This window comes from Tsukamurella conjunctivitidis, from assembly GCF_007858475.1.
Taxonomy (GTDB): domain Bacteria; phylum Actinomycetota; class Actinomycetes; order Mycobacteriales; family Mycobacteriaceae; genus Tsukamurella; species Tsukamurella conjunctivitidis.
This window is the reverse complement of the sequence record NZ_VIGX01000002.1, coordinates 273552-294050: the sequence shown is the minus strand read 5'-3', so window position 1 is coordinate 294050 and position 20499 is coordinate 273552. Positions and strand designations below refer to the sequence as shown.

Sequence of the window (20499 nt, the reverse complement as noted above, 5' to 3'; positions counted from 1 at the left end):
TCACGCGCCGAGGACGCGGTCGAAGCCCTCGGGGATGATCAAGTCGTCCCGGCTGAGCTCGGCGACGTCGCCGCGGCCCAGGCCCATGAGGGTCGAGTCGACGCCCATGCGCAGCAGGTCGAGGACGTTCTCGACGCCCGCCTGCCCATTGGCGGCGAGACCCCAGAGGTAGGCGCGGCCGATCATGACGGCCTTCGCGCCGAGGGCGAGGGCCTTGACCACGTCGCTGCCGCGGCGGATGCCGCCGTCGAGCAGGACGTCGAGGTCGGCGCCCACGGCGGCGGCGATGGGGCCGAGCGCGCGGATCGAGGCGGGCGTGCCGTCGAGGTTGTTGCCGCCGTGGTTGGACACGGAGATGGCGGTGGCGCCGATCTCGACGGCGCGCTTCGCGTCGTCAAGCCGGGTGATGCCCTTGACCATGAATTCGCCGCCCCACTGTTCGCGCAGCCACTCCAGGTCCTCCCAGGTGGGCGGCGGGGTGTTCATCCACTGGTAGTACGCGCCGAAGAAGGTGGGGCCGGTCTCGCCGCGGTCGACCAGGTTGGGTGCGGTGAGGTCGGGCACGATGATCCGTCCGTCGCGGATCCAGTCGAGGGCGTAGCGGGGCTTCGTCGCGATCTCGGGGGCGAGCCGCGCGAGGGCCTTGAGGTCCACCTTCTCGGGGATCTCGGGGCTTCCCCAGTCCCGGCCGATATTGAACACCCAGTCGGTGGTGACGATGAGGCCCTGGCACCCCGCCTCCTTGGCACGCTGCGCGCGGGCGAGGATGTCGTCGCGGCTGCCGAGCCAGTAGATCTGGAAGAAGATCTGTCCGTTGACCTCCGTCACCTCCTCCACCGGCTTACTGGCGAAGCTGGACAGGCCCATCGCCGTGCCGCGGGCGGCGGCGGCACGGGCGACGGCGACCTCGCCGTCGGGGTCGACGGCCTGGACGCCCGTCGGGGAGATCATCACCGGGAAGGACAGCTCCTGCCCCATCACCTTGGTGGCGAGGTTGCGCTCGGCCTTGGCCCCCACGACGTGCGGGGCGAAGCCCAGTTCCTCGAAGGCCTTGGTGTTATCGGCGACGGTGATGCCGCCCTGGGTACCCGCCACGAGGGACGAGTAGACCGTGCGCGGCAGGCGCTTGCGGGCGCGGTTCTGCGCCTCGTGGACGGTCTCGAACCAGGGGTTGCGGCGCCACGGATTGTGCTCGGCGAGCGCGGAGAGTCGGGACATGGTGGCGTTCCTCGGGTTTCAGGAGCAGCCGGATGCGGAGCAGCCGGTGGCGGTGGTAGGGGCGAACCCGGCGAGCGGGTTCTCGTCGCAGTCGCGCGACGGCGGGCGGGTCATGAGCGTGAGCGGCACGCCGCGGGAGTGGTCCTTGTTGGCGGTGGGCTTGCTGCGCTCGCCCGCGAGCAGCGGCTCGCCGTAGCCCTGCACGCACTCCGGATCCGGCCCGTCCATCGGCAGGCCGGTGAAGAACTTGGCGGCCATGCAGCCGCCGCGGCAGGAGTCGAAGAAGCTGCACTGCGTGCACGCGCCGGCGCTCTGCGGCTCGCGGAGGGAGCGGAACAGCTCGGAGCGCTGCCACACCTCCTGGAAGCCGCCGTCGCCGGTGACGTTGCCCGCCAAGAAGTTCTCGTGGATCGCGAACGGGCAGGCGTAGACGTCGCCGACCGGATCGATGAGGCAGACGACGCGGCCCGCGCCGCAGAGGTTGAGTCCGGGGAGGCCCCCGGCACCGTCGTTCCCGCCGAACGCGGAGAGGTGGAAGAACGAGTCCCCGGTGAGCACGCCGTCGCCGTGGGCGACGAGCCAGTCGTAGAGCTCGCGTTGCTGCTCGGGCAGGGGGTGAAGGTCGTCCCAGACGTCGGCGCCGCGGCCCGACGGTCGGAGGCGGGTGATGCGCAGGGTGGCGCCGTAGCGGTCGGCGAGGGCCTTGAAATCGTCGAGTTGGGCGACGTTCTGCCGGGTCATAACGACACTGATCTTGGCGTCGCGGAAGCCCGCTGCGGCGAGGTTCTCGAGGGCCGTGATCGCCATGGCGAAGGAGCCGGGGCCGCGCACGGCGTCGTTGACCTCGGCGGTGGCACCGTCGAGCGAGATCTGCACGTCGACGTAGTCGGAGGCGGCGAGCCGCCGCGCGACCTTCTCATCGATGCGCAGGCCGTTGGTGGAGAACTTCACGCCGACCTGGTGCGCGGTGGCGTAGTCGACGAGCTCCCAGAAGTCGGGGCGGACGGTGGGCTCGCCGCCGCCGATGTTGACGTAGAAGACCTGCATGCGCTGCAGCTCGTCGATGATCGCTTTGCACTGCTCGGTGCTGAGCTCGCGGGGGTCGCGCTTGCCGGAGCTGGAGAGGCAGTGCACGCACGCGAGGTTGCAGGCGTAGGTCAGCTCCCAGGTGAGGCAGATCGGGGCGTCGAGGCCGCGTTCGAACTGGTCGACGAGGCGGCCGACGGGGGCGGGGCGGGGCCTTGCGAGGGTGGTCATGTCTCTCACTCCTGGTCGGCGGCCGGGACGATCATCCCGGATCGGGCGAGCGCGTCGAGCGCGCTGAGGTACGGGGGGCGGTCGTCGGCGGCGATGCCCGCGGCGTCGAGCGCGGCTGCGGCGCTTCGATGCTCGTGCAGGGACCGCACCACGTCGACGACGACGAGGTTCTTGAGGAACGAGAGCTTCCGGGTGCCGAAGTGGTAGAGCAGCGCGCCGAAGGGCTCGGGGCGGACCGCGACGCGGGGGTCGACCGCCCAGGCGGCGTCGGGGTCGAAGGACACGGTGGGGGCGTCGGCCCCGGCGGCCACAAGGCCGCCGGGAGCCGGCGCGTGCGCGGTCGTCATCAGTACACGCCGCACATGCCGTCGATGGATACTTCCTCCACCAACGATTCCGTCACGAGCTCGTCCTGCGTCGCAGTCTCCTTGTCGGACATGTGAACCAACCTCCTCAGGCTTGCCGTTGTGGTTCCCGTCACACAGTAATGGCACTCAGTGCAAAATCATAGGGATTCGGCGGAATCAGTCCTGACGTACGATCGCGAACAGTCCCCGACCGGCGGGAACGCGCAGAAAGTAGGCAGCGACGATGGCCCCTCGCGGACGTAGCGGACCGCTCGGCGGGCGCCCCTCCGCGACGACGCGCGGCCACCTCAGCGGCATCGCCATCGACCTGTTCATCGAGAACGGATTCGACGAGACGAGCGTCGACGACATCGCGGCCGCGGCGGGGATCGCCCGGAGAACGCTGTTCCGCTACTACCCGTCGAAGAACTCGCTCGCGTGGGGCGAGTTCGACGATCACCTGGACGGGCTGCGCGGGCTCCTGGACGAGGCGGACGGGACCGGCACGCTCGGCACCGAGCTGCGGGACGCGATCGTCGCCTTCAACCAGGTGCCCGAGTCCGAGCGCGAGCACCACCGCCGCCGGATGCACCTACTCCTGACCGTGCCCGCGCTGCAGGCGCATTCGATGCTCATGTACGCGGACTGGCGGCAGGTGATCGCCGAGCACGTCGCGCGCCGCCTCGATCTCTCCGCGGAGGACCACACTCCGCAGACGCTCGCGTGGATGGCGCTCGGCGTCGCGCTCGCCGCCTACGACCAGTGGCTCCGGCGGCCGGAAGCGGACCTCGAGGAACTCCTCCGCAGCGGCTGCGAACTCCTCATCGCCGCCGCCGACGCGCCGTCGGCCGGGAACGCGCGCTAGACCTTCGCGGGCAGCGGCCGCGCGCCGGCGGGGCCGGCGAAGACCGTCCGGCCCAGGCCCTGCCACACCAGCAGGACGATGCCGAGCGTGACCGAGACGGCGCCGGCGGGGACGTCCAGCGGCCAGTAGCAGATCGCACCGACCACGATCATCGCGGCGCCGATGGCCAGCGAGACCCGCAGGCTCTGCTGCGCCATCGGGATCATCGTGCGGCCGGTGGTCCACAGACTCACCGGCGTGCGGCGCAGCACCTCACTGATCGCGACGGTGAAGAAGGCGGTCACGACGAAGGTGCAGATCGTGAGGATCGGGGCGTAGACGTCGAACCGGAAGCGCTGGATCGTGGGCGCCAACTCCTGCAGCGCGAAGGCGTGCACGAGGAAGATGCCGAAGGACCGGTCGGACGCGGTCTTGAGGAACCTGTCCCAGAACGAGCCCGCGGTGCGGTAGTCCGACCAGTAGGTGCCGGCCGCGTACAGGGCCAGGATGATCATCACGAACATCACCGCGGCGTAGGGGCGGAAGACGTTCGCGGCGTCCGTCGGGAACATGCCGACCATGCTGGTCTTGTAGCCGTACATGATCAGGGTGGCGATCACGACACCGATCGCGACGGTGATGACCCGCCCGCGGAAGCGCGACATCCAGGCCCGCACTTCGCCGAGGTGCATGGCCGCGACGCAGCCGAGCAGCGTGAAGAACTGGTACGGGAAGATCGTCGCCGGCAGGTGGTTCCACAGCTTCGCGAGCAGCCCGTAATTGAACATCTCGGGGCGCGCGGTGGTCATGTAGTGCAGCAGGACCAGATGGAAGACGAAGCTCGCCGCCAGCAGGTACTTGTGGTAGCCCATCGTCCAGCGGAGGAACTTCAGCAGGAACGGGAAGATCAGGTACACCTGCATCGTCACGAAGACGAAGTAGAGGTGGTACCAGGCGTCGCCGGTGAGCAGGTCGTAGCCGAGGACCTTGAGCGCGGCCTTCGTCGACTCCCAGGTCTCGAAGGTGCGGGTGACGTTGGAGAACGCCGGCGGCCACATCACGTACATGTGGTAGAGCCAGTAGAAGACGCTCCAGGTCAGGAACGGCAGGCCCACCGCCTTGTAGCGGCGCCGCCAGAAGTCGATCGGGTCGAGCTTGCGGTCGCGGTACTGGTAGACCAGCACGAAGCCGGTGAGCGCGAAGAAGGCGTTGCGCGTGTAGTGGAAGATCGTCTGCACCGCGTTGGAGGCGACGCTGAACGGGAACGTCGTGCCGGAGACGCAGTGGTCGAAGATGACGCCGGCGAAGGTCACGATCCGGACGATGTCGAGCTCGAAGAGGTGGCCGCCGCCGCGCTTGGGCTTCGACGGTGCCGCGGGCTCCGTTCCGTTCGCCGGCTCGGTCGGCGGCGCGGGCTCCGCGAGAGTGGGCGCCGCCATCGCGGGTTCAGGCGTCGGCTCGACGCCGCGTTCGCTCATCGTCTGGTCCACACCCACTGATCAACAATCCCAACTACAGCACGGCAATACCTGGTCACAGGCCGCTTCGTACGGTAACCGGTGGAGTTGCACCCCTCCAACTCGGGAAGCGGACTCCCAGGAGACTGCCAGGGGCAGGGTCCGCAGCCGAGGGCGGACACCGGCGGACCACTCAGTTCGCGGTCCAGCCGCCGTCCATCGTGTACGAGGCGCCGGTGACCATCGCCGCGGCCGGGCTGCACAGCCACGCGACCAGGCCCGCGACCTCGTCGGGCTCGATGAGGCGCTTGATGGCCGGGCGGGCGAGGAAGACCTCGTCGGTGACCTGCTGCTCGGTGATGCCGTGCGCCGCGGCCTGCTCGGCGATCTGCTTCGCGACCAGCGCGGTGCGCACGTAGCCGGGGTTGACGCAGTTGCTGGTGACGCCGTGCTCGCCGCCCTCCAGCGCGGTGACCTTCGACAGCCCCTCCACGCCGTGTTTCGCGGCGACGTAGGCGGCCTTGTACTTCGAAGCGCGCAGCCCGTGCACCGAGGACAGGTGCACGATCCGGCCGAAGCCGCGCTCGTACATGCCGGGAAGCGCGGCCCGCGTGAGGAGGAAGGGCGCCTCGAGCATCAGCGTGAGGATCCGGTGGAACCACGCCGGGTCGAAGTCCTCGATCGGCGCGACGTGCTGCACTCCGGCGTTGTTCACCAGGACGTCGACGTCGAGGCGCAGTTCCGCCAGGGCGGCGGTGTCGGTGAGGTCGAGTTCGAGGGCGGACCCGCCGATCTCCGCGGCCAGATCCGCCGCCGCGGCGCCGTCCCGGTCGACGACGGTGACGACGGCACCGTCGGCGGCGAGGCGACGCGCGACGGCCGCCCCGATCCCGGCGGCGCCGCCCGTCACCATCGCCCTCACGACCGCGCCCCGGCCGCCTGCTCCGCCTTCAGGGCCGCGCGGTCCTGGGCGTCGATCGTGGCGAGGTCGATGCCCTTGGTCTCGCGGACGAAGAAGACCGCGGCGAAGGTGATGGCGCAGGCGAGCGCGAGGTACACCGCGACGGGGACCGACGAGTGGAAGTCCTTGAGCAGCTTGGTCGCGATGATCGGCGCCAGGGAGCCGGCGACGACCGAGGTGACCTGCGCGGCGACCGAGACGCCCGAGTAGCGCATGCGGGTCGGGAAGGACTCCGCCATGATCGCGGGCTGCGGCGCGTACATCAGCGCGTGGAACATGAGGCCGATCGTCACCGCGGCGACGACCACGACGCCGTGGCCCGTGTCGAACATGGGGAAGGCGAAGAAGCCCCACGTCGCGGCCAGCGCGGCGCCCGCCCAGTACACGGGACGGCGGCCGACGCGGTCGGTGAGCGCACCCGCGAGCGGCATCACCGCGAAGTGGACGGCGTGCGCGATGAGCAGCCACATCAGGATGTCGGAGGTGTCCATCTTGACCACGGTCTTGAGGTACGTGATCGAGAAGGTGACCACGAGGTAGTAGAAGATGTTCTCGCCGAAGCGCAGGCCCATGGCCGAGAGCACGCCGCGCGGGTAGCGCTTGACGACCTCGACCACGCCGTAGGAGACGGCCTTCTCCTTCTCGATCTCCTGCTGGGCCTCCTTGAACAGCGGCGACTCGTCGACCTGGGTGCGGATGTAGTACCCCACCAGCACGATGACCGCGGAGAGCCAGAAGGCGACGCGCCAGCCCCAGGCCAGGAAGTCCGCCTCGGACAGCGCGTTGGTCAGGATCAGCAGCACGACGGTGGCGGCCAGGTTGCCGCCCGGCACGCCGGCCTGGGGCCACGACGCCCAGAAACCGCGGCGGGCGTTCGGGCTGTGCTCGGCGACGAGCAGTACCGCGCCGCCCCACTCGCCGCCCACCGCGAAGCCCTGGATGAAGCGCAGCACCACCAGGAGGAAGGGCGCCCAGTAGCCGATCTGGTCGAAGGTGGGCAGGCAGCCCATGAGGAAGGTGGCGACACCGACCATGAGGATGGAGACCTGCAGGAGCTTCTTGCGGCCCAGCTTGTCGCCGAGGTGACCGAAGACGATGCCGCCGATCGGCCGGGCGGCGAAGCCCACCGCGTAGGTGACGAAGGCGGCGATGATGGCGTCGTACTCGCTCGCGCCCGCCTTGAAGAAGATCTTGTTGAAGACCACCGTGGCGGCGATCCCGTAGAGGAAGAACTCGTACCACTCGACGACCGTGCCGGCCATCGACGCGGCGACGATCTTGCGCAGGCCCCCGGGGCGTTCGAGGGACTCCTGCTGGTCGGTCTGCGTCATACCCACTCCTTGTGCGACGGATCACGACGACGGTCAGGTGTGACGTGCGCCATGCTCAACGCAGTATGTATGGATAAAATCGCACACACAATGCCCACATTCGCGGATCGGATCTGCATTCATGCACACTCGTGAGCCGAGCGCCGACGGCCTGCTCACCCTCCTGGCCGTCGCCCGAACCGGCCGCTACACGGCCGCCGCCGACGTCCTGGGCATCAACCACACGACCGCCTCGCGCCGGGTCGCGGCGCTCGAGCAGGCGCTCGGCGGGCCGCTGCTCGCCCGCGGCGCGGCGGGCTGGGAGCTCACCGAGTTAGGCAGGTCGGGCGTCGCCGCCGCCGAGCGGATCGAGGCGGTGCTCCACGGCCTGGACGCCGACACCGACCACGACCTGCACGGCAAGGTGCGCATCGCCGCGACCGACGGCATCAGCGCCCGGGTCGTGGCACCCGCCATCGCGCTACTCGGGCGGGCCCACCCGCGGCTGTCGGTCGACCTGCTGACGGTGACGCGCCGCGCACCGTCGACCCGGTCCGGGGTGGACGTCGAGATCGTGGTGGGCCGCCCCGACACCTACCGGGTGGAGCCGGAGCTGCTCGCGCCGTACCGGCTCGGCCTGTACGGGTCCCGCGACTACCTCGCGGCCGAGGGGACGCCGCAGCGCCCGCGCGACCTGGCGGGGCGGCCGCTGGTGTACTTCATCGACTCGATGCTCACGGTCGACGACCTCGACCTCGCCCGGGTACTCGTCCCCGACATGACCGACCGCCTCAGCTCGACGAACGTGCTCGTGCACGTCGAGGCCACCTGCGCCGGGGCCGGGCTGGGCCTGCTCCCGTGCTTCCTCGCCGACTCCCGCCCCGACCTGGTGCGGGTGCTGCCCGACGACGTCTCGGTGCAGCTCGAGTACTGGATGGTGGTGCGCCCCGAGGCGGCGCAGCGGCGCGAGGTGGCGGCCGTCGTCGACGCGCTGCGGTCCCGGACCGCGTCGATGCGTGCCGCCCTCCTGGGACTTCCGCTCCCCCACCGGAGGCCACTGCGGGAGTTCACCGATCCGCGCTAGACTGTCCGCTTGACCATGAGCGCATCGACTGCCGGCGGAGGGCCCTCGTTCACCCCCGAGGACCTGATCGGCTTCTTCGGGGGGCCGACCGTGCGTCGCGCGGGCGAGTACGTGGGCACCGGCCTCATCGGCGACCTCGAATGGGACGACGAGAAGCGCCTCGTCACGGGCGCCGTCGCGGGAACCCGCGAGTACGACACCCAGGTCTGGGTCGAGCCCGGCGGCTCCGGCTGGCGGCCCGTGCGCAGCCTGTGCACGTGCCCCGTCGCCCTCAACTGCAAGCACGGCGCCGCGCTGCTCCTCGAACTCACCGCCGAGGACGTCGAGGAGAGCGTGGTCGAGCAGCCGGACCCCTGGGAGCAGCAACTCGCCGCCCTGCTCCCGGAGGCACCGCGGGCCGGCGCCGCCGTGCTGCCCGTCGCCCTGCAGTTCGACGTCGACGAGCGCGGCGTCGTCTCCGGCCAGCGCCTCCAGGTGCGGCTCGCGACGCCCGGCATGCGCGACGGTTCGTGGGTCGCCGGCGACGTGCGGTGGCGCACCATCGCCACCGCGCCCCGGGTCGCGCCGGCGCAGCGCGACGTCCTCGCGCCGCTCGCGCAGCTCATCACCTGGTCGCTGTACGGCGTGGACGCCTGGGCCGACCTGGGCATGATCGACACCCCGCTGCTCTGGGAGCAGTTGCGCGCCGTCCGCGACGCGGGCGTTCCGCTGCTGAGCAAGAAGGCGAAGGGCACCGTCGTGCTGGGCCCGCCGACGCGGCTCGGCCTCGTCACCCGAGCGGTCGACGGCAGCGTCGAACTGGACCGGGAGGTCGATTTCGGCGACGGCCCGCAGCCCTTCACCGGCGGGCTGCTCGGCGCGCACCGCGCCCTCGGCGTCTTCCAGCAGGACGGCGACGTACTGCGGCTCGCCCCGCTCGATCCGCCGCTGTCCGCGCGCCACACCACGGCGCTGCGCCGCTTCACGCCCGTACGGGTGCCCGCCGCCGCGGTGCCGGAATTGCGCGAGAAGTACCTGCCCTACTTGGCGGCGGTGGCCCCCGTGCGCGACCCGGATCAGCTGGTCGGGGAGGTGGAGGTGTCGGGCCCCGAGCTGCTCTGCACCGCCCGCTACTTCCCCGAGGCGGCGGAGCTCGAGGTCGACTGGAAGTGGCGCTACACCGTGGGCGGCGAGGCCCGGGACTTCGTGCTCGGGCGCGAGCCCGCGGGCCTGGCGGACGCGGTCGGGCAGCAGCGGATCACCCGCGCGATGGCCGTGGCGCTGCGCGAGGCGAGCGTGGGCGTGGACCACTCGCAGGGCTTCTACCGGGGTACCGAGGCCGCGGTCTGGCTCGCCGAGGTGGCCCCGGTGCTGCGGTCGGTGCCGTCCGTGCTCGTCGAGGTCACCGATGATCCCGGGTTCCGCTGGGCCGAGAGTTCGGCGTCGGTGTCCGTGCGGGTGCGGGGCGATGCCGACAACGCGTCGACGGACTGGTTCGACCTCGAGGTCGCCGTGGAGGTCGACGGCGAAGAGGTCCCGTTCCGCGACGTCTTCACCGCGGTCGCCGCGGGCCACGACACCCTCGTGACGCCCGGCGGTGTCCTCGCGCGCATCGACGGCGAGCGCTTCGACCGCCTCCGCGAGCTGATCGGCGAGGCGCGGGACCTGCCCGCGCGCGGCGCCCGGCGCGGGGCGCGAGCCGGCGGCCCCGGGTCCGACGATCGGGGTCTGCGGATCAGTAGGTTCCAGGCGGGCCTCGTCGACGACCTCGCCGATCTCGCCGACGCCACGGATTTCGACGGTGACTGGTCCCGCCGGGTCGGCGCCCTCACGGCGGGCGACCTGGCGCGGCAGGAGGCACCGTCGACCCTCGCGGCCGAGCTCCGGCCCTACCAGCGCGACGGCCTGGACTGGCTGTCGTTCCTCTACGACAACGACTTCGGCGGCATCCTCGCCGACGACATGGGCCTCGGCAAGACCGTCCAGACGCTGGCGTTGATCTGCCGGGCGCACGAGCGGGCCGGCGACCGCGACCCCGGCCCGTTCCTGGTGGTCGCGCCGACATCCGTCGTCGGCAACTGGGCGGCGGAGTGCAAGCGGTTCGCGCCGCACCTGTCGGTGGCGGTGATCTCGGAGACCTCGCGGAAGTCGGGGGCCTCGATCGCGTCGGTCGTGCGCGGCGCGGACGTCGTGCTCACCTCGTACACGCTGCTACGACTGGACGCCGAGGAGTACGCGGGCGTCACGTGGGCCGGCGTGATCCTCGACGAGGCGCAGTTCGTGAAGAACCCCCGCTCCAAGGCCTTCGCCGCGGTCTCCCTGCTGGACCGCCCGTTCACCCTCGCCGTGACCGGCACCCCGATGGAGAACCACCTCGAGGAGCTCTGGGCACTCACCGCGCTGACGGTGCCGGGGCTGTTCCCGGGGCGGTCGTGGTTCGCCGAGGAGTACCGGCGCCCCATCGAGCGCGGCGGCGACGACGACCGCCTCGCGCGGCTGCGGCGCCGCGTGCGGCCGTTCATGCTGCGGCGCACCAAGGATCTCGTGGCGAAGGACCTGCCCGAGAAGACGGAATCCGTGGTGCAGGTGGAGCTCTCGGAGGAGCACCGGCACACGTACGACCGCGTGCTGGCCGATCAGCGGGCGAAGCTGCTGGGCCTGCTGGACGACTTCGAGGGGAACCGCTTCGAGATCCTGCGGTCGCTCACCATGCTGCGGCGGCTGGCGCTCGACCCGTCGCTCATCGACGAGGAGCTCGCGGTCGAGGACGTCGCCAAGCTCGACTACCTCACCGACAAGCTGGACGAGTTGCTCGAGGAGAAGCACGCGGTGCTGGTGTTCAGCCAGTTCACCGGGTTCCTGCGCAAGGCCGCCGAGCGGCTGGACGAGGAGGGCGTCGAGTACGCCTACCTCGACGGCTCGACGACGGATCGCGCCGCGGCGATCGAGAAGTTCACCTCCGGCGAGGTGCAGGTCTTCCTGATCTCGCTCAAGGCCGGCGGCTTCGGCCTCAACCTGGTGCAGGCCGACTACTGCTTCCTGCTCGACCCGTGGTGGAACCCGGCGGCGGAGGCCCAGGCCATCGACCGCGCGCACCGCATCGGGCAGACCCGCAGCGTGATGGTCTACCGGCTGGTGTCCGCGGACACCATCGAGGACAAGGTGATGGCGCTCAAGGAGCGCAAGGCCGCACTGTTCGAGTCCGTCGTGGGCGGCGAGGGCGGCTTCGACGCGCGCCTGGCCGCCTCCGACATCCGGGCGCTGTTCGAGGACTGAGCGCCTCGGGCGGGATCCGGCCAGCCGTCGGGGATCGGCGATCCGATCGCCCGCGCGAACGCGGCGGGATCCTCCACCAGGGCCGTCAGCAGGGGCGCTGTCGCCGGGTCCACGCGGACCGTCGGGGTCGTCGTCATGCGTCGAGCATCACGCCGGACGACGTGGCGCGCACGACCTTTCCGACGGCCCGCTCAGGCGGCGGTCAGCGCCTCGAGGGCGTGGCCGTCGGGGGAGCGGAAGTAGACGCCGCGCCCGCCGAACCGGTGGTTGATCTCCCCGGCGCCGGAACCGTCGGGCTGCGCCCAGAAGTCGAGGCCGCGCTCGGTGATCCGCGCGAAGATCTCGTCGAACTCCTGCTCGGAGACGAGGAAGGCGTAGTGCTGCGGGTGGATCGGCGCGGGGACGGTCATGACGTCGAGGACGACGTCGTTGGCGAGGCGCACCTGGTGGAAGTGGCCGCCGCCGACGTCCGTCGGCGGCTCGAGACCGAGCAGCTCGGTGAGGAACCGCGCGGTCTCGAGGTTGTCGGTGGCGGCCACGATGGTGTGGTTCAGTTCGATGCTCATACCGCAAACGCTAGGACCTCAACCCGCGTTCATGTCAATGGCTCACGGTCACCGGAATCCGCCGCGCTCACGAACCGCAGGACTGCCTCCCAGAAGGCCTCCGCGGAGGCACCGTCGAACTCGTCCGGGAGTGAGGGGTCGGTGAACAGGTGGCCCGCCCCCGGGTACTGGACGAACTCGCCGACGGCGCCCGCCGCACCGACGGAGCGCAGCACCGACTCGACCGAGCCGGGCTGCAGGAAGGGATCGTCCAGCGCGTAGTGCAGCTGCGCCGGAACGCCCTGCGGCCAGCGTTCCTGCCCGATCATGTCCAGCGGGAGGGCCCCCGAGCAGAGCACCGCGCGGCTCACGGGCCGGTTGCAGGCGACGTAGGTGGACATGCCGCCGCCGTTGGAGAAGCCCATGACCACCAGATCGTCCGGGAGGCCCTCGACCGCGGCGAGCGCGGACGCCATGAGCGCCGGGTAGCCGATGCCCTCCGCGAAGGCGGAGGCCTCGTCGTACGAGTCGAAGACGCGGCCCTCGTACTGGTCGACCACGCGCACGGTGTGTCCCGCGGCGCGGAGCCGGTCCGCGGCGAGCCGGACACCCTCTCGCACGCCGAGCACGGAATGGAACAGCGCGACGGTACTCATGCGCGCCAACCTACGGAGCTCCGGCCGTTCCAGTTGGCGAGGCGCTCGGTGGGGCCGGCGCCCTCGCGCGGCTCGACGACGGGGCCGAACGGGACGTCGCCGCCGCGGAACTCGGCGGGCAGCACCTGCTTGACCACGGAGAGCACGCCCTCGGGCAGCGCGGCCTCGGGGAACTCGGGGTTCTGGCCGGTGGCGACGGCGAGATCCCAGCCGTGGACGAGGGTCTCGTTGATGTACATGCCCAGCGCGGCGAAGCCGGGGACGACGCCCCACGGGACGGTGACCTCGCGCTCCAGCGGGGCGGCGTCCCAGGCGGCGAGGGCGCGCTCGCGCAGCGCGCCGTAGGTGGCGGCGTCGTACTCGTCCGCGAGGAAGGGCTGCCCCTCGACGGTGGCGACCTCGGCCAGCGCGACGGAGCGCATGCCGACGGCGTTGAGGTGCCGCGCGAGGGTGCGGACGTCGAACTCGTCGCACGGGGTGGGCTTGTCGAGCTGGTCCTCCGTGACGCCCGCGAGCAGGGACTGCATCCAGGCGGAGACGGCGGCGTAGGAGGGGCGGGGATCAGTGGCTGTATCGGTCATGAGAACGATTCAACAGCCCTAACATGACGCCTTCTGTCATGTTTTCCTGGCAGTCTGGGATCCATGCGCGCCGACCGTCTCCTCTCCGTCCTCATGCTGCTGCGCCACCGCGGCACCATGACGGCCGCGCAGATCGCCGCGGAGCTGGAGGTGTCCACCCGCACGGTGCTGCGCGACGTCGAGGCGCTCGGCGTCGCGGGCGTCCCCGTCTACACCGATCGCGGCCGCGGGGGCGGGATCAGCCTGCTCCCCGGCTACCGCACCGACCTCACGGGCCTCACCCTCGACGAGGCGAAGGCCCTGCTGGCCGGCGCGCCGGACTCCCCCGCGTTCGCGGGCGCGATGCGCAAGGTGGCGGCGGCGCTGCCGGAGGCGCACCGTCGGGAAGCGGCGGCGGCCGCCCAGCGGATCCACGTGCGCCCCGACGGTTTCGCCCGCGCCCCCGAACCGGACCCGCACCTCGGCGAGCTGCAGCGCGCCGTCATCGACGGGCTGCGGGTGCGGGCCGTGTACCGGCCCCGCGGGGGCGACGCCGCCGAGCGCACGCTGGACCCCGTCGGGCTGGTCCACGCGGGGCAGGCCTGGTATCTCATGGCGCTGCGGGACGGCGAGCGGCGCACCTATCGGACGTCGCGGTTCGAGGAGGTCACGGTGCTCGCCGAGCCCGCGCAGCGCCCCGCGGAGGTGGACCTCGCGGCCGAGTTCGAGCGCTCCCGCGCGTCGTTCCGCTCCGGGCACGAGGCGATCACCGTCGACCTGCGGGCCGACGAGTACGGCTGGACCAAGCTGTCCGGGTTCGGTTCCATCGTCACGCCGCCCGGGCCCGACGGTGCCGGCACCCTCGGCTTCAGCGACTTCGGGCGCGCGGTGTGGACGCTATGGGGCGTGCTGCCATACATCGAGGTGCTGGGGCCGCCCGCGGTGCGCGCGGCGCTCACCGCCCGGCTCGCCGCGGCGACCGAGGCGCTGGGGACGGAGGCGCTCGGGACGGACTAGGAGGCGCCGTCGGCCATCGCGCGCCGGATCCAGGCCTCCACACCGGCGATGTGCACCGTCGCGCAGGCGCAGGCCACGTCGGCCTGCCCCGCGACCAGCGCCTCGTAGATCTGCCGGTGCTCGGCGATCGTCCGCGCGCGGGCGTCCTCCTGCTCGTTCCCGCGCCACACCCGGGCGCGCAGAGTGGGGGCGGACAGGCCCGCGATGAGGGCCCGCAGCACCGGATTGCCGGACGCCTCCGCGATGGTCTGGTGGAACAGGATGTCCTGCTGCACCAGGGTTTCCACGGAGGCGTCGGGCCCGCCGAGCGACAGGGTGCCCTCCAGGACCGCGAGCGCCTCCTCGGTGATGCGGTGGGTGGCCATCGCGGTGGCCGCCGGCTCGAGAATGCGGCGCACCTCGAAGAAGTGCAGCACCGAGTCCTCCTGCTGGAAGTCGACGACGAAGCCCATCGTGTCGAGCAGCAGGGTGGGTTCGAGGCTCGTGACGTAGGTGCCGTCGCCCTGGCGGACGTCCAGGATCCGCAGCATCGCCAGCGCGCGGATCGCCTCCCGGAGCGAGTTGCGCGAGAGGCCGAGGCGCGCGGCGAGATCGGCCTCGCGGGGCAGGCGGCTCCCGGCGGGCAGCTCGCCGGCGGTGATCATCTCCTTGAGCTTGAGAATCGCGTCGTCCGTCCGCGAGATCCGCCCGGCACCCTCGTTGGTCGACATCGATCGATCGTAACGGCGGGAGGGCGCCGGCGGCCTCACAACGCGGCCTCGAGGTCGGCCCACAGCGCGTCGGGCGGGGGCGCGGCCAGCAGGTCGAGGTCGGTGCGGACCTCTTCCGCGGACCGCATGCCGAGCAGCACCGTCCGCACGGCGGGGTGGCGCAACGGGAAGTGCACGGCGGCGTGCGGCAGCGTGGTGCCGTGCGCGCGGCACACCGCCGCGAGCCGGCGCGCCCGGTCCAGGACGGTGGGCGGGGCGGGCGCGTAGTCGTAGGTGGCGCCCGGGCGCGGCTCGACCGAGGCGGAGACGCCCGAGTTGAAGACGCCGCCGGCGGCCACCGAGACGTCGCGCTCGAGGCAGGCCGGCAGCAGGTCGTCGGCCGCGCTGCGGTCGAGCACCGTGTACCGGCCGGCGATCAGGACCGCGTCGAGGTCGGTCTCGCGGACGAAGCGGGTGAGCATCGCCGACTGGTTCATCCCGGCGCCGTAGGACGCGATGACGCCCTGCCTGCGCAGCTCGTCGAGCGCCGGGAAGGCGCCGTCCATCGCCGCCGCGAAGTGCTCGTCGGGGTCGTGGACGTAGACGACGTCGATCCGGTCGCGGCCCAGCCGCTCCAGACTCGCCTCGATGGACCGCAGTACACCGTCGCGACTGAAGTCCCACACCCGCTCGACGTCCGCGTCGACCGCGAAGCCCTCGGAGTCGGCCGACGGTGCGCCCGCCGCCGGACGGAGCAGGCGGCCCACCTTGGTGGAGATCACCACGTCCCCCCGATCGCCCAGGGCCGCACCGAGCCTGCGCTCGGACAGCCCGAGCCCGTAGTGCGGGGCGGTGTCGAAGTAGTCGATGCCCGCTCCGGCGGCGGCGCGCACCGCTTCCGTCGCCGCCGCGTCGTCGACGGCGGTGAACAGGTTCCCGATCGCCGCGGCGCCGAAGGAGAGCGGCCCCACGCGCAGCCCTCCGCGACCGAACGAGCGGGTCCCGTGCACGGATGTCACCGCGGCGGCGGGAGTCGGAGGCCGCTCATGCCACCGTCGACGGCGAGCGAGGTGCCCGTGGTGGCGGACGCGGCGGGGCCGAGCAGGTAGCAGATCGCGCCCGCGACCTCGGCCGCCGTGACCAGCCGTCCGGTGGGTTGACGCCGGCGCAGCTGCTCGGCCTCGGCCTCGGGATCGGCGGCCGCGTCGAGCAGCCGGCGCACCCACGGGGTGTCGACGGTGCCGGGGTTGACGCAGTTGAACCGGATCCCCTCGCGCACATGGTCGGCCGCCATCGCGCGGGTCATCGATTCGATCGCGCCCTTCGACGCGCTGTAGAGCGCGCGGGCGGGCAGGCCCGCGGTCGCGGCGATCGAGCAGGTGTTGACCACCGCCGGGTTGGGCGACCGGCGCAAGTGCGGCAGCGCCGCTCGGGTCGTCCGCACCGTGCCGAGGACATTGACGTCCAGCACCTTCCGCCAGTCGTCGAGCGATCCCGCCTCGACGGTGCCCTGCGCCCCGATCCCGGCGTTGTTGACCAGTCCGTCGATCCCGCCGAGACGGTCGGCCGCGGCGGCGACGGCGGTCGCGACCGAGTCGTCGTCGGCGACGTCGCACGCGATGCCGAGGGAGCCGGGCGGGGCGTCGCCGGGCTGCAGGTCGAGCACGGCCACGACCGCTCCGCGGTCCATGAGCTCCTCCGTCGTCCGGCGCCCGATCCCCGAGGAGCCTCCGGTCACGACGGCCCGGAATCCGGCGAATTCGTCTGCGTTGCTCATGATGCCCCCTTCCAGGCCTCCCCGTCGGGGAAGCCGAACCGCACGAGCGTCTCCGGCCGGATCTGCGCCGAGAAGCCGGGCGCCGAGGGTGCCGCGTAGGCGCCGTTCACGATGCGCACCGGGTCGAGGAAGTGCTCGTGGAGATGGTCGACGTACTCGATCGTGCGGTCCGCGATCGTCCCGGAGACCGCGACGTAGTCGAACATGGCGAGGTGCTGCACCAGCTCGCACAGGCCGACGCCACCCGCGTGCGGGCACACCGGGATCCCGAACTTCGCCGCCAGCAACAGGATCGCGATGTTCTCGTTGACGCCGGCGACGCGGGTGGAGTCGAGCTGCAGGACGTCGAGCGCCTCGGCCTGGAGGAACTGTTTGAACAACACCCGGCTGTGGGCGTGCTCGCCGGTGGCGATGCGGACCGGCGCCGCGCGGCGGCGGATCGCGGCGTGTGCGAGCACATCATCCGGCGCCGTGGGTTCCTCGACCCACCACGGATCGAATTCGCGCAGCCGGTCGATCGCCGCGATCGCCTCGTCGACGTCCCACCGCTGGTTCGCGTCGACGGCGATCCGCACGTCGTCGCCGACCACCGAGCGGGCGAGGGCGAACCGTCGGACGTCGTCGTCGACATCGGCGCCGACCTTGAGCTTGATCTGCGTGAACCCCTCCGCCACGGCCTCTTTCGCGAGCCGCGCGAGCTTCTCGTCCGAGTAGCCGAGCCAGCCGGGCGAGGTGGTGTAGGCGGGGTAGCCGTCCGCCCGGAGGGCCGCGGCGCGCTCCGCCCGGCCCGGTTCGGCGGCTGTGAGGAGGGCGAGGGCCTCGTCGGGCGTGAGGGCGTCGGTGAGGTAGCGGAAGTCGACGAGGTCGACGATCTCCTGCGGGCTCAGCCCGGCGAGGAGCTGCCACAGCGGCAGGCCCGCGCGCTTGGCACGGAGGTCCCAGAGGGCGTTGACCACGGCGCCGATCGCCATGTGCATCACGCCCTTCTCGGGGCCGAGCCAGCGCAGCTGCGCGTCGTAGACGAGTTCGCGGTACGTGCCGCCGAGGTCGCCGAGGACGGCGTCGACGTCGCGCCCGAGGACGTAGGGCGCCAGGGCCTCGATCGCGGCGCGCTGCACGTCGTTGCCGCGGCCGATGGTGAAGACGAAGCCGTGTCCCTCAAGGCCGTCGCCGGCGTCGGTCTCGAGGATCAGGTATGCCGCGGAGTAGTCGGGGTCGACGTTCATCGCGTCGGACCCGTCGAGCTCGGCCGAGGTGGGGAACCGCACGTCGAGCGTGCGGAAACCGGTGAAGACGCCCGGCATCTCAAGCCTCCCCGAGGACGGAACGATGGCCGCCGAGCAGGTCGATGCGGGTCTCGATCACGTCGCCGCGACGCAGGTAGGGCTTCGGGTCCGGGTAGCCGAAGGCGACCCCGGCGGGCGTGCCGGTGTTGACCACGTCGCCGGGCTCGAGAACCATGAATCGGCTCAGGTACCGGATGATCTCGCCGACGCCGAAGATCATCTGCGCCGTGTTCGCCTGCTGGCGCACCTCACCGTTGACGGTGAGCGAGATGTCGAGCCGCTGTGGGTCGGGCACCTCGTCGGCGGTGACCAGCTCTGGGCCGAGCGGGTTGAAGGTCTCGCAGTTCTTGCCCTTGTCCCAGGTGCCGCCGCGGTTCATCTGGAAGTCGCGCTCGGAGACGTCGTCGGAGACGGTGTACCCGGCGACGCACGCGAGCCCCTGCTCGGCATCGTCGAGATACCGTGCGGTGCTGCCGATCACGGCGGCCAGCTCCACCTCGTAGTCGGTGGCGGACGAGCCGCGCGGGATCAGCACCTCGTCGTGCGGGCCGACGATCGTCGCCGAGGTCTTGAGGAACATCACGGGCTCGGCGGGCTCCTCGTGCTGCGTCTCCTGCGCGTGGGCGAGGTAGTTGACGCCGATGCAGACGATCTTGCCCGGCCGGGCGACGGGGGCGCCGACGCGGAGCCCGGTGGGATCGAACTCCGGGAGCCGGCCGGCGTCGAGGGCCTCCGTGAGCAGCCGCTGCGCGTCGCCGAGGGTCCCCGGGTGGTAGTCGGGGACCACGGCGGAGGCGTCGAACCATCGCCCGTCCCCCGTGGACACGATCGGGCGTTCGGCGCCCGCCTCTCCGACTCGTCGCAGTCTCATCGACGTCCTTCCCGCGTTGGATCGATCGGCCCGAGCGGTCCCGGGCGGCTCTCACGACAGCGCCGGGCGCTGTGTCATGAGTCACACGCGTTGACTTTAAACATCGGAGGTCTGTTGGTCAACCTGGTGCACCTGAGCCCTCGAGGACGTAGGCTGGCCGCAGATGCCGGAAGAGTGATCGGAGGAATCGTGCCGGAGACGATCGCCCTGCACACGCGACTCAAGGCCGGTGCCGAGGAGGAGTACGACCGCGTGCACGCCGCGATCCCCGCGGACCTCGACGGTGCGCTCCGCGCCGCCGGCGTCCGCTCCTGGCGGATCTGGCGCGACGGGCGCGAGCTCTTCCACCTCGTCAAGGTCGACGACTACCGCGCCATGCGACGCCGGCTGGCGGATCATCCGGCGAACGTGCCGTGGCAGGCCAGGATGGCGGAGCTGCTCGACGTACCGGACGACTACTCCGGCGACGACCACGGCATTCCCCTGGTCTGGGCGCTCCCCCTCGGGCCGGCATGATCGTCGACGCCCATCACCACCTCTGGGATCGCGCGCGGCAGGATCACGGCTGGCTCGGCGCGCCGGGCCTGGAGGCCATCCGGCGCGACTTCACCGTCGCCGATCTCGCGGCGGCGACGGCGGCCACGGGCCCCGTCGAGGTGGGCGCGACGATCGCGGTGCAGGCGCTGAACTCGTCCGCGGAGACGCACGACCTCCTCGCCGCGGCCGGGCCGACGGGCGCAGTCGTCGGATGGGTGGACCTGAGCTCGGCGCGGTGCGGCGCGCGGCTGGAGCAGCTCGCCGCCGCGCCCGGCGGCGCGCGCCTGCGGGGCCTGCGGCACCTCGCGCAGGACGAGCCCGACCCACGCTGGCTCGTGCGGCCGTCCGTGCTCCGCGGGCTCGCGACCGCGGCCGAGCGCCGGCTCGCCGTCGATCTCCTGGTCCGCGCGCCGCAGCGCGCCGCGGCGCTCGAGGCCGCGCGACTGATGCCCGGCACGTCGTTCGTCATCGATCACGCCGGGAAGCCGAACATCGGTGCGGGCGAATGGGAGCCGTGGGCCGCGTGGATCACCGCGATGGCGGCGCTCCCCCATGTCGTGTGCAAGCTGTCGGGCCTGGTGACCGAGTGCCCGCCGCAGCCGTGGAGCCGCTCCCTCATCGAGCCGTACGCGCGGCACGTGCTCGACGTCTTCGGGGCGGATCGGGTCATGTTCGGCTCCGACTGGCCGGTCTGCCTGCTGCAGGCCTCCTACGCGCAGGTGCTCGGGCTCACCGTCGACCTGCTCGACGGTGCCTCGCCCGCCGAGCGGGAGGCCGTGCTCGGCGGCACCGCGCGGCGCGTCTACCGGCTCCCGGCCTGACGGGGCG

General features: G+C 71.8%; 21 protein-coding genes. 6 read left to right on the top strand and 15 right to left on the bottom strand.

Annotated features, from left to right (window positions below; translation table 11 throughout):
• The 4 genes from mftD to mftA are packed head-to-tail and all read right to left on the bottom strand — an operon-like array spanning window position 1 to window position 2914.
• Window positions 1–1218, bottom strand: coding sequence for a pre-mycofactocin synthase MftD (gene mftD, locus FK530_RS05340; RefSeq protein WP_146485928.1), 1218 nt, complete (start codon window positions 1216–1218; stop codon window positions 1–3).
• Window positions 1219–1236: 18 nt separating this feature from the next.
• Window positions 1237–2475, bottom strand: a complete 1239-nt coding sequence (gene mftC / locus FK530_RS05335) for a mycofactocin radical SAM maturase (protein WP_146485927.1) — start codon at window positions 2473–2475, stop codon at window positions 1237–1239.
• 5 nt (window positions 2476–2480) lie between these two features.
• On the bottom strand, window positions 2481–2822 hold the full coding sequence (gene mftB, locus FK530_RS05330; protein ID WP_146485926.1) for a mycofactocin biosynthesis chaperone MftB: 342 nt from the start codon (window positions 2820–2822) through the stop codon (window positions 2481–2483).
• A complete protein-coding gene (gene mftA, locus FK530_RS05325) occupies window positions 2822–2914 on the bottom strand; it encodes a mycofactocin precursor MftA (protein ID WP_114515824.1) in 93 nt (30 codons plus the stop codon). The genes mftB and mftA overlap by 1 nt, the downstream gene beginning before the upstream one ends.
• A gap of 152 nt (window positions 2915–3066) precedes the next feature.
• Between mftA and mftR the strand changes: the two genes are divergently transcribed.
• Window positions 3067–3687: a mycofactocin system transcriptional regulator MftR gene (gene mftR / locus FK530_RS05320; protein WP_146485925.1), complete on the top strand. Its 621-nt coding sequence runs from the start codon at window positions 3067–3069 to the stop codon at window positions 3685–3687.
• On the opposite strand, the gene FK530_RS05315 is transcribed toward mftR, so the two are convergent.
• The 3 genes from FK530_RS05315 to FK530_RS05305 form a co-directional block, all read right to left on the bottom strand.
• A complete protein-coding gene (locus tag FK530_RS05315; RefSeq protein ID WP_146485924.1) occupies window positions 3684–5144 on the bottom strand; it encodes an acyltransferase in 1461 nt (486 codons plus the stop codon). The genes mftR and FK530_RS05315 overlap by 4 nt on opposite strands.
• Before the next feature lie 172 nt (window positions 5145–5316).
• Window positions 5317–6036, bottom strand: a complete 720-nt coding sequence (locus tag FK530_RS05310; RefSeq protein WP_146486304.1) for a 3-hydroxybutyrate dehydrogenase — start codon at window positions 6034–6036, stop codon at window positions 5317–5319.
• A 5-nt stretch (window positions 6037–6041) separates the two neighbouring features.
• On the bottom strand, window positions 6042–7415 hold the full coding sequence (locus tag FK530_RS05305) for an MFS transporter (protein ID WP_146485923.1): 1374 nt from the start codon (window positions 7413–7415) through the stop codon (window positions 6042–6044).
• Between the two features lie 121 nt (window positions 7416–7536).
• Here FK530_RS05305 and FK530_RS05300 point away from each other — a divergent pair, with 121 nt between their 5' ends.
• Entirely contained in the window at window positions 7537–8478 is a 942-nt protein-coding gene (locus FK530_RS05300) for a LysR family transcriptional regulator (RefSeq protein ID WP_146485922.1), read from the top strand.
• Between the two features lie 15 nt (window positions 8479–8493).
• Window positions 8494–11733, top strand: coding sequence for a DEAD/DEAH box helicase (locus FK530_RS05295; RefSeq protein WP_146485921.1), 3240 nt, complete (start codon window positions 8494–8496; stop codon window positions 11731–11733).
• Between the two features lie 191 nt (window positions 11734–11924).
• Here FK530_RS05295 and FK530_RS05290 read toward each other — a convergent pair whose 3' ends face one another.
• From FK530_RS05290 to FK530_RS05280, 3 genes are read right to left on the bottom strand one after another with little or no spacing between them, the layout of a single operon-like run.
• Window positions 11925–12299, bottom strand: coding sequence for a VOC family protein (locus FK530_RS05290; RefSeq protein ID WP_146485920.1), 375 nt, complete (start codon window positions 12297–12299; stop codon window positions 11925–11927).
• A gap of 29 nt (window positions 12300–12328) precedes the next feature.
• Complete coding sequence (locus FK530_RS05285; protein ID WP_146485919.1) at window positions 12329–12934, bottom strand: dienelactone hydrolase family protein; 606 nt, start codon at window positions 12932–12934, stop codon at window positions 12329–12331.
• Window positions 12931–13515 carry a TIGR03086 family metal-binding protein gene (locus tag FK530_RS05280; protein WP_146485918.1) on the bottom strand — a complete coding sequence of 195 codons (585 nt, stop codon included), beginning with the start codon at window positions 13513–13515 and terminating at the stop codon, window positions 12931–12933. The genes FK530_RS05285 and FK530_RS05280 overlap by 4 nt, the downstream gene beginning before the upstream one ends.
• Before the next feature lie 63 nt (window positions 13516–13578).
• Between FK530_RS05280 and FK530_RS05275 the strand changes: the two genes are divergently transcribed.
• Window positions 13579–14511, top strand: coding sequence for a helix-turn-helix transcriptional regulator (locus FK530_RS05275; protein ID WP_146485917.1), 933 nt, complete (start codon window positions 13579–13581; stop codon window positions 14509–14511).
• On the opposite strand, the gene FK530_RS05270 is transcribed toward FK530_RS05275, so the two are convergent.
• Genes FK530_RS05270 through FK530_RS05250 form a run of 5 tightly spaced genes read right to left on the bottom strand, consistent with a single transcriptional unit; the run spans window position 14508 to window position 19134 of the window.
• Window positions 14508–15221: a FadR/GntR family transcriptional regulator gene (locus FK530_RS05270; protein WP_223120572.1), complete on the bottom strand. Its 714-nt coding sequence runs from the start codon at window positions 15219–15221 to the stop codon at window positions 14508–14510. The two genes, FK530_RS05275 and FK530_RS05270, sit on opposite strands and share 4 nt — an antisense overlap.
• A gap of 35 nt (window positions 15222–15256) precedes the next feature.
• Window positions 15257–16210, bottom strand: coding sequence for an aldo/keto reductase (locus FK530_RS05265; RefSeq protein WP_166443253.1), 954 nt, complete (start codon window positions 16208–16210; stop codon window positions 15257–15259).
• A gap of 5 nt (window positions 16211–16215) precedes the next feature.
• Window positions 16216–16977, bottom strand: a complete 762-nt coding sequence (locus FK530_RS05260; RefSeq protein ID WP_146485915.1) for an SDR family NAD(P)-dependent oxidoreductase — start codon at window positions 16975–16977, stop codon at window positions 16216–16218.
• A complete protein-coding gene (locus tag FK530_RS05255) occupies window positions 16974–18281 on the bottom strand; it encodes an enolase C-terminal domain-like protein (RefSeq protein WP_146485914.1) in 1308 nt (435 codons plus the stop codon). The genes FK530_RS05260 and FK530_RS05255 overlap by 4 nt, the downstream gene beginning before the upstream one ends.
• A gap of 1 nt (window position 18282) precedes the next feature.
• Window positions 18283–19134, bottom strand: coding sequence for a fumarylacetoacetate hydrolase family protein (locus FK530_RS05250; protein WP_146485913.1), 852 nt, complete (start codon window positions 19132–19134; stop codon window positions 18283–18285).
• A gap of 189 nt (window positions 19135–19323) precedes the next feature.
• Here FK530_RS05250 and FK530_RS05245 point away from each other — a divergent pair, with 189 nt between their 5' ends.
• Both FK530_RS05245 and FK530_RS05240 read left to right on the top strand, forming a co-directional pair.
• Window positions 19324–19650, top strand: coding sequence for an L-rhamnose mutarotase (locus FK530_RS05245; protein ID WP_205124176.1), 327 nt, complete (start codon window positions 19324–19326; stop codon window positions 19648–19650).
• Window positions 19647–20492 (top strand): amidohydrolase family protein, encoded by an 846-nt coding sequence (locus FK530_RS05240; RefSeq protein WP_146485912.1) that lies wholly within the window; start codon window positions 19647–19649, stop codon window positions 20490–20492. Before FK530_RS05245 ends, FK530_RS05240 begins: the two co-directional genes overlap by 4 nt.
• The last annotated feature ends 7 nt before the right edge of the window (window positions 20493–20499 follow it).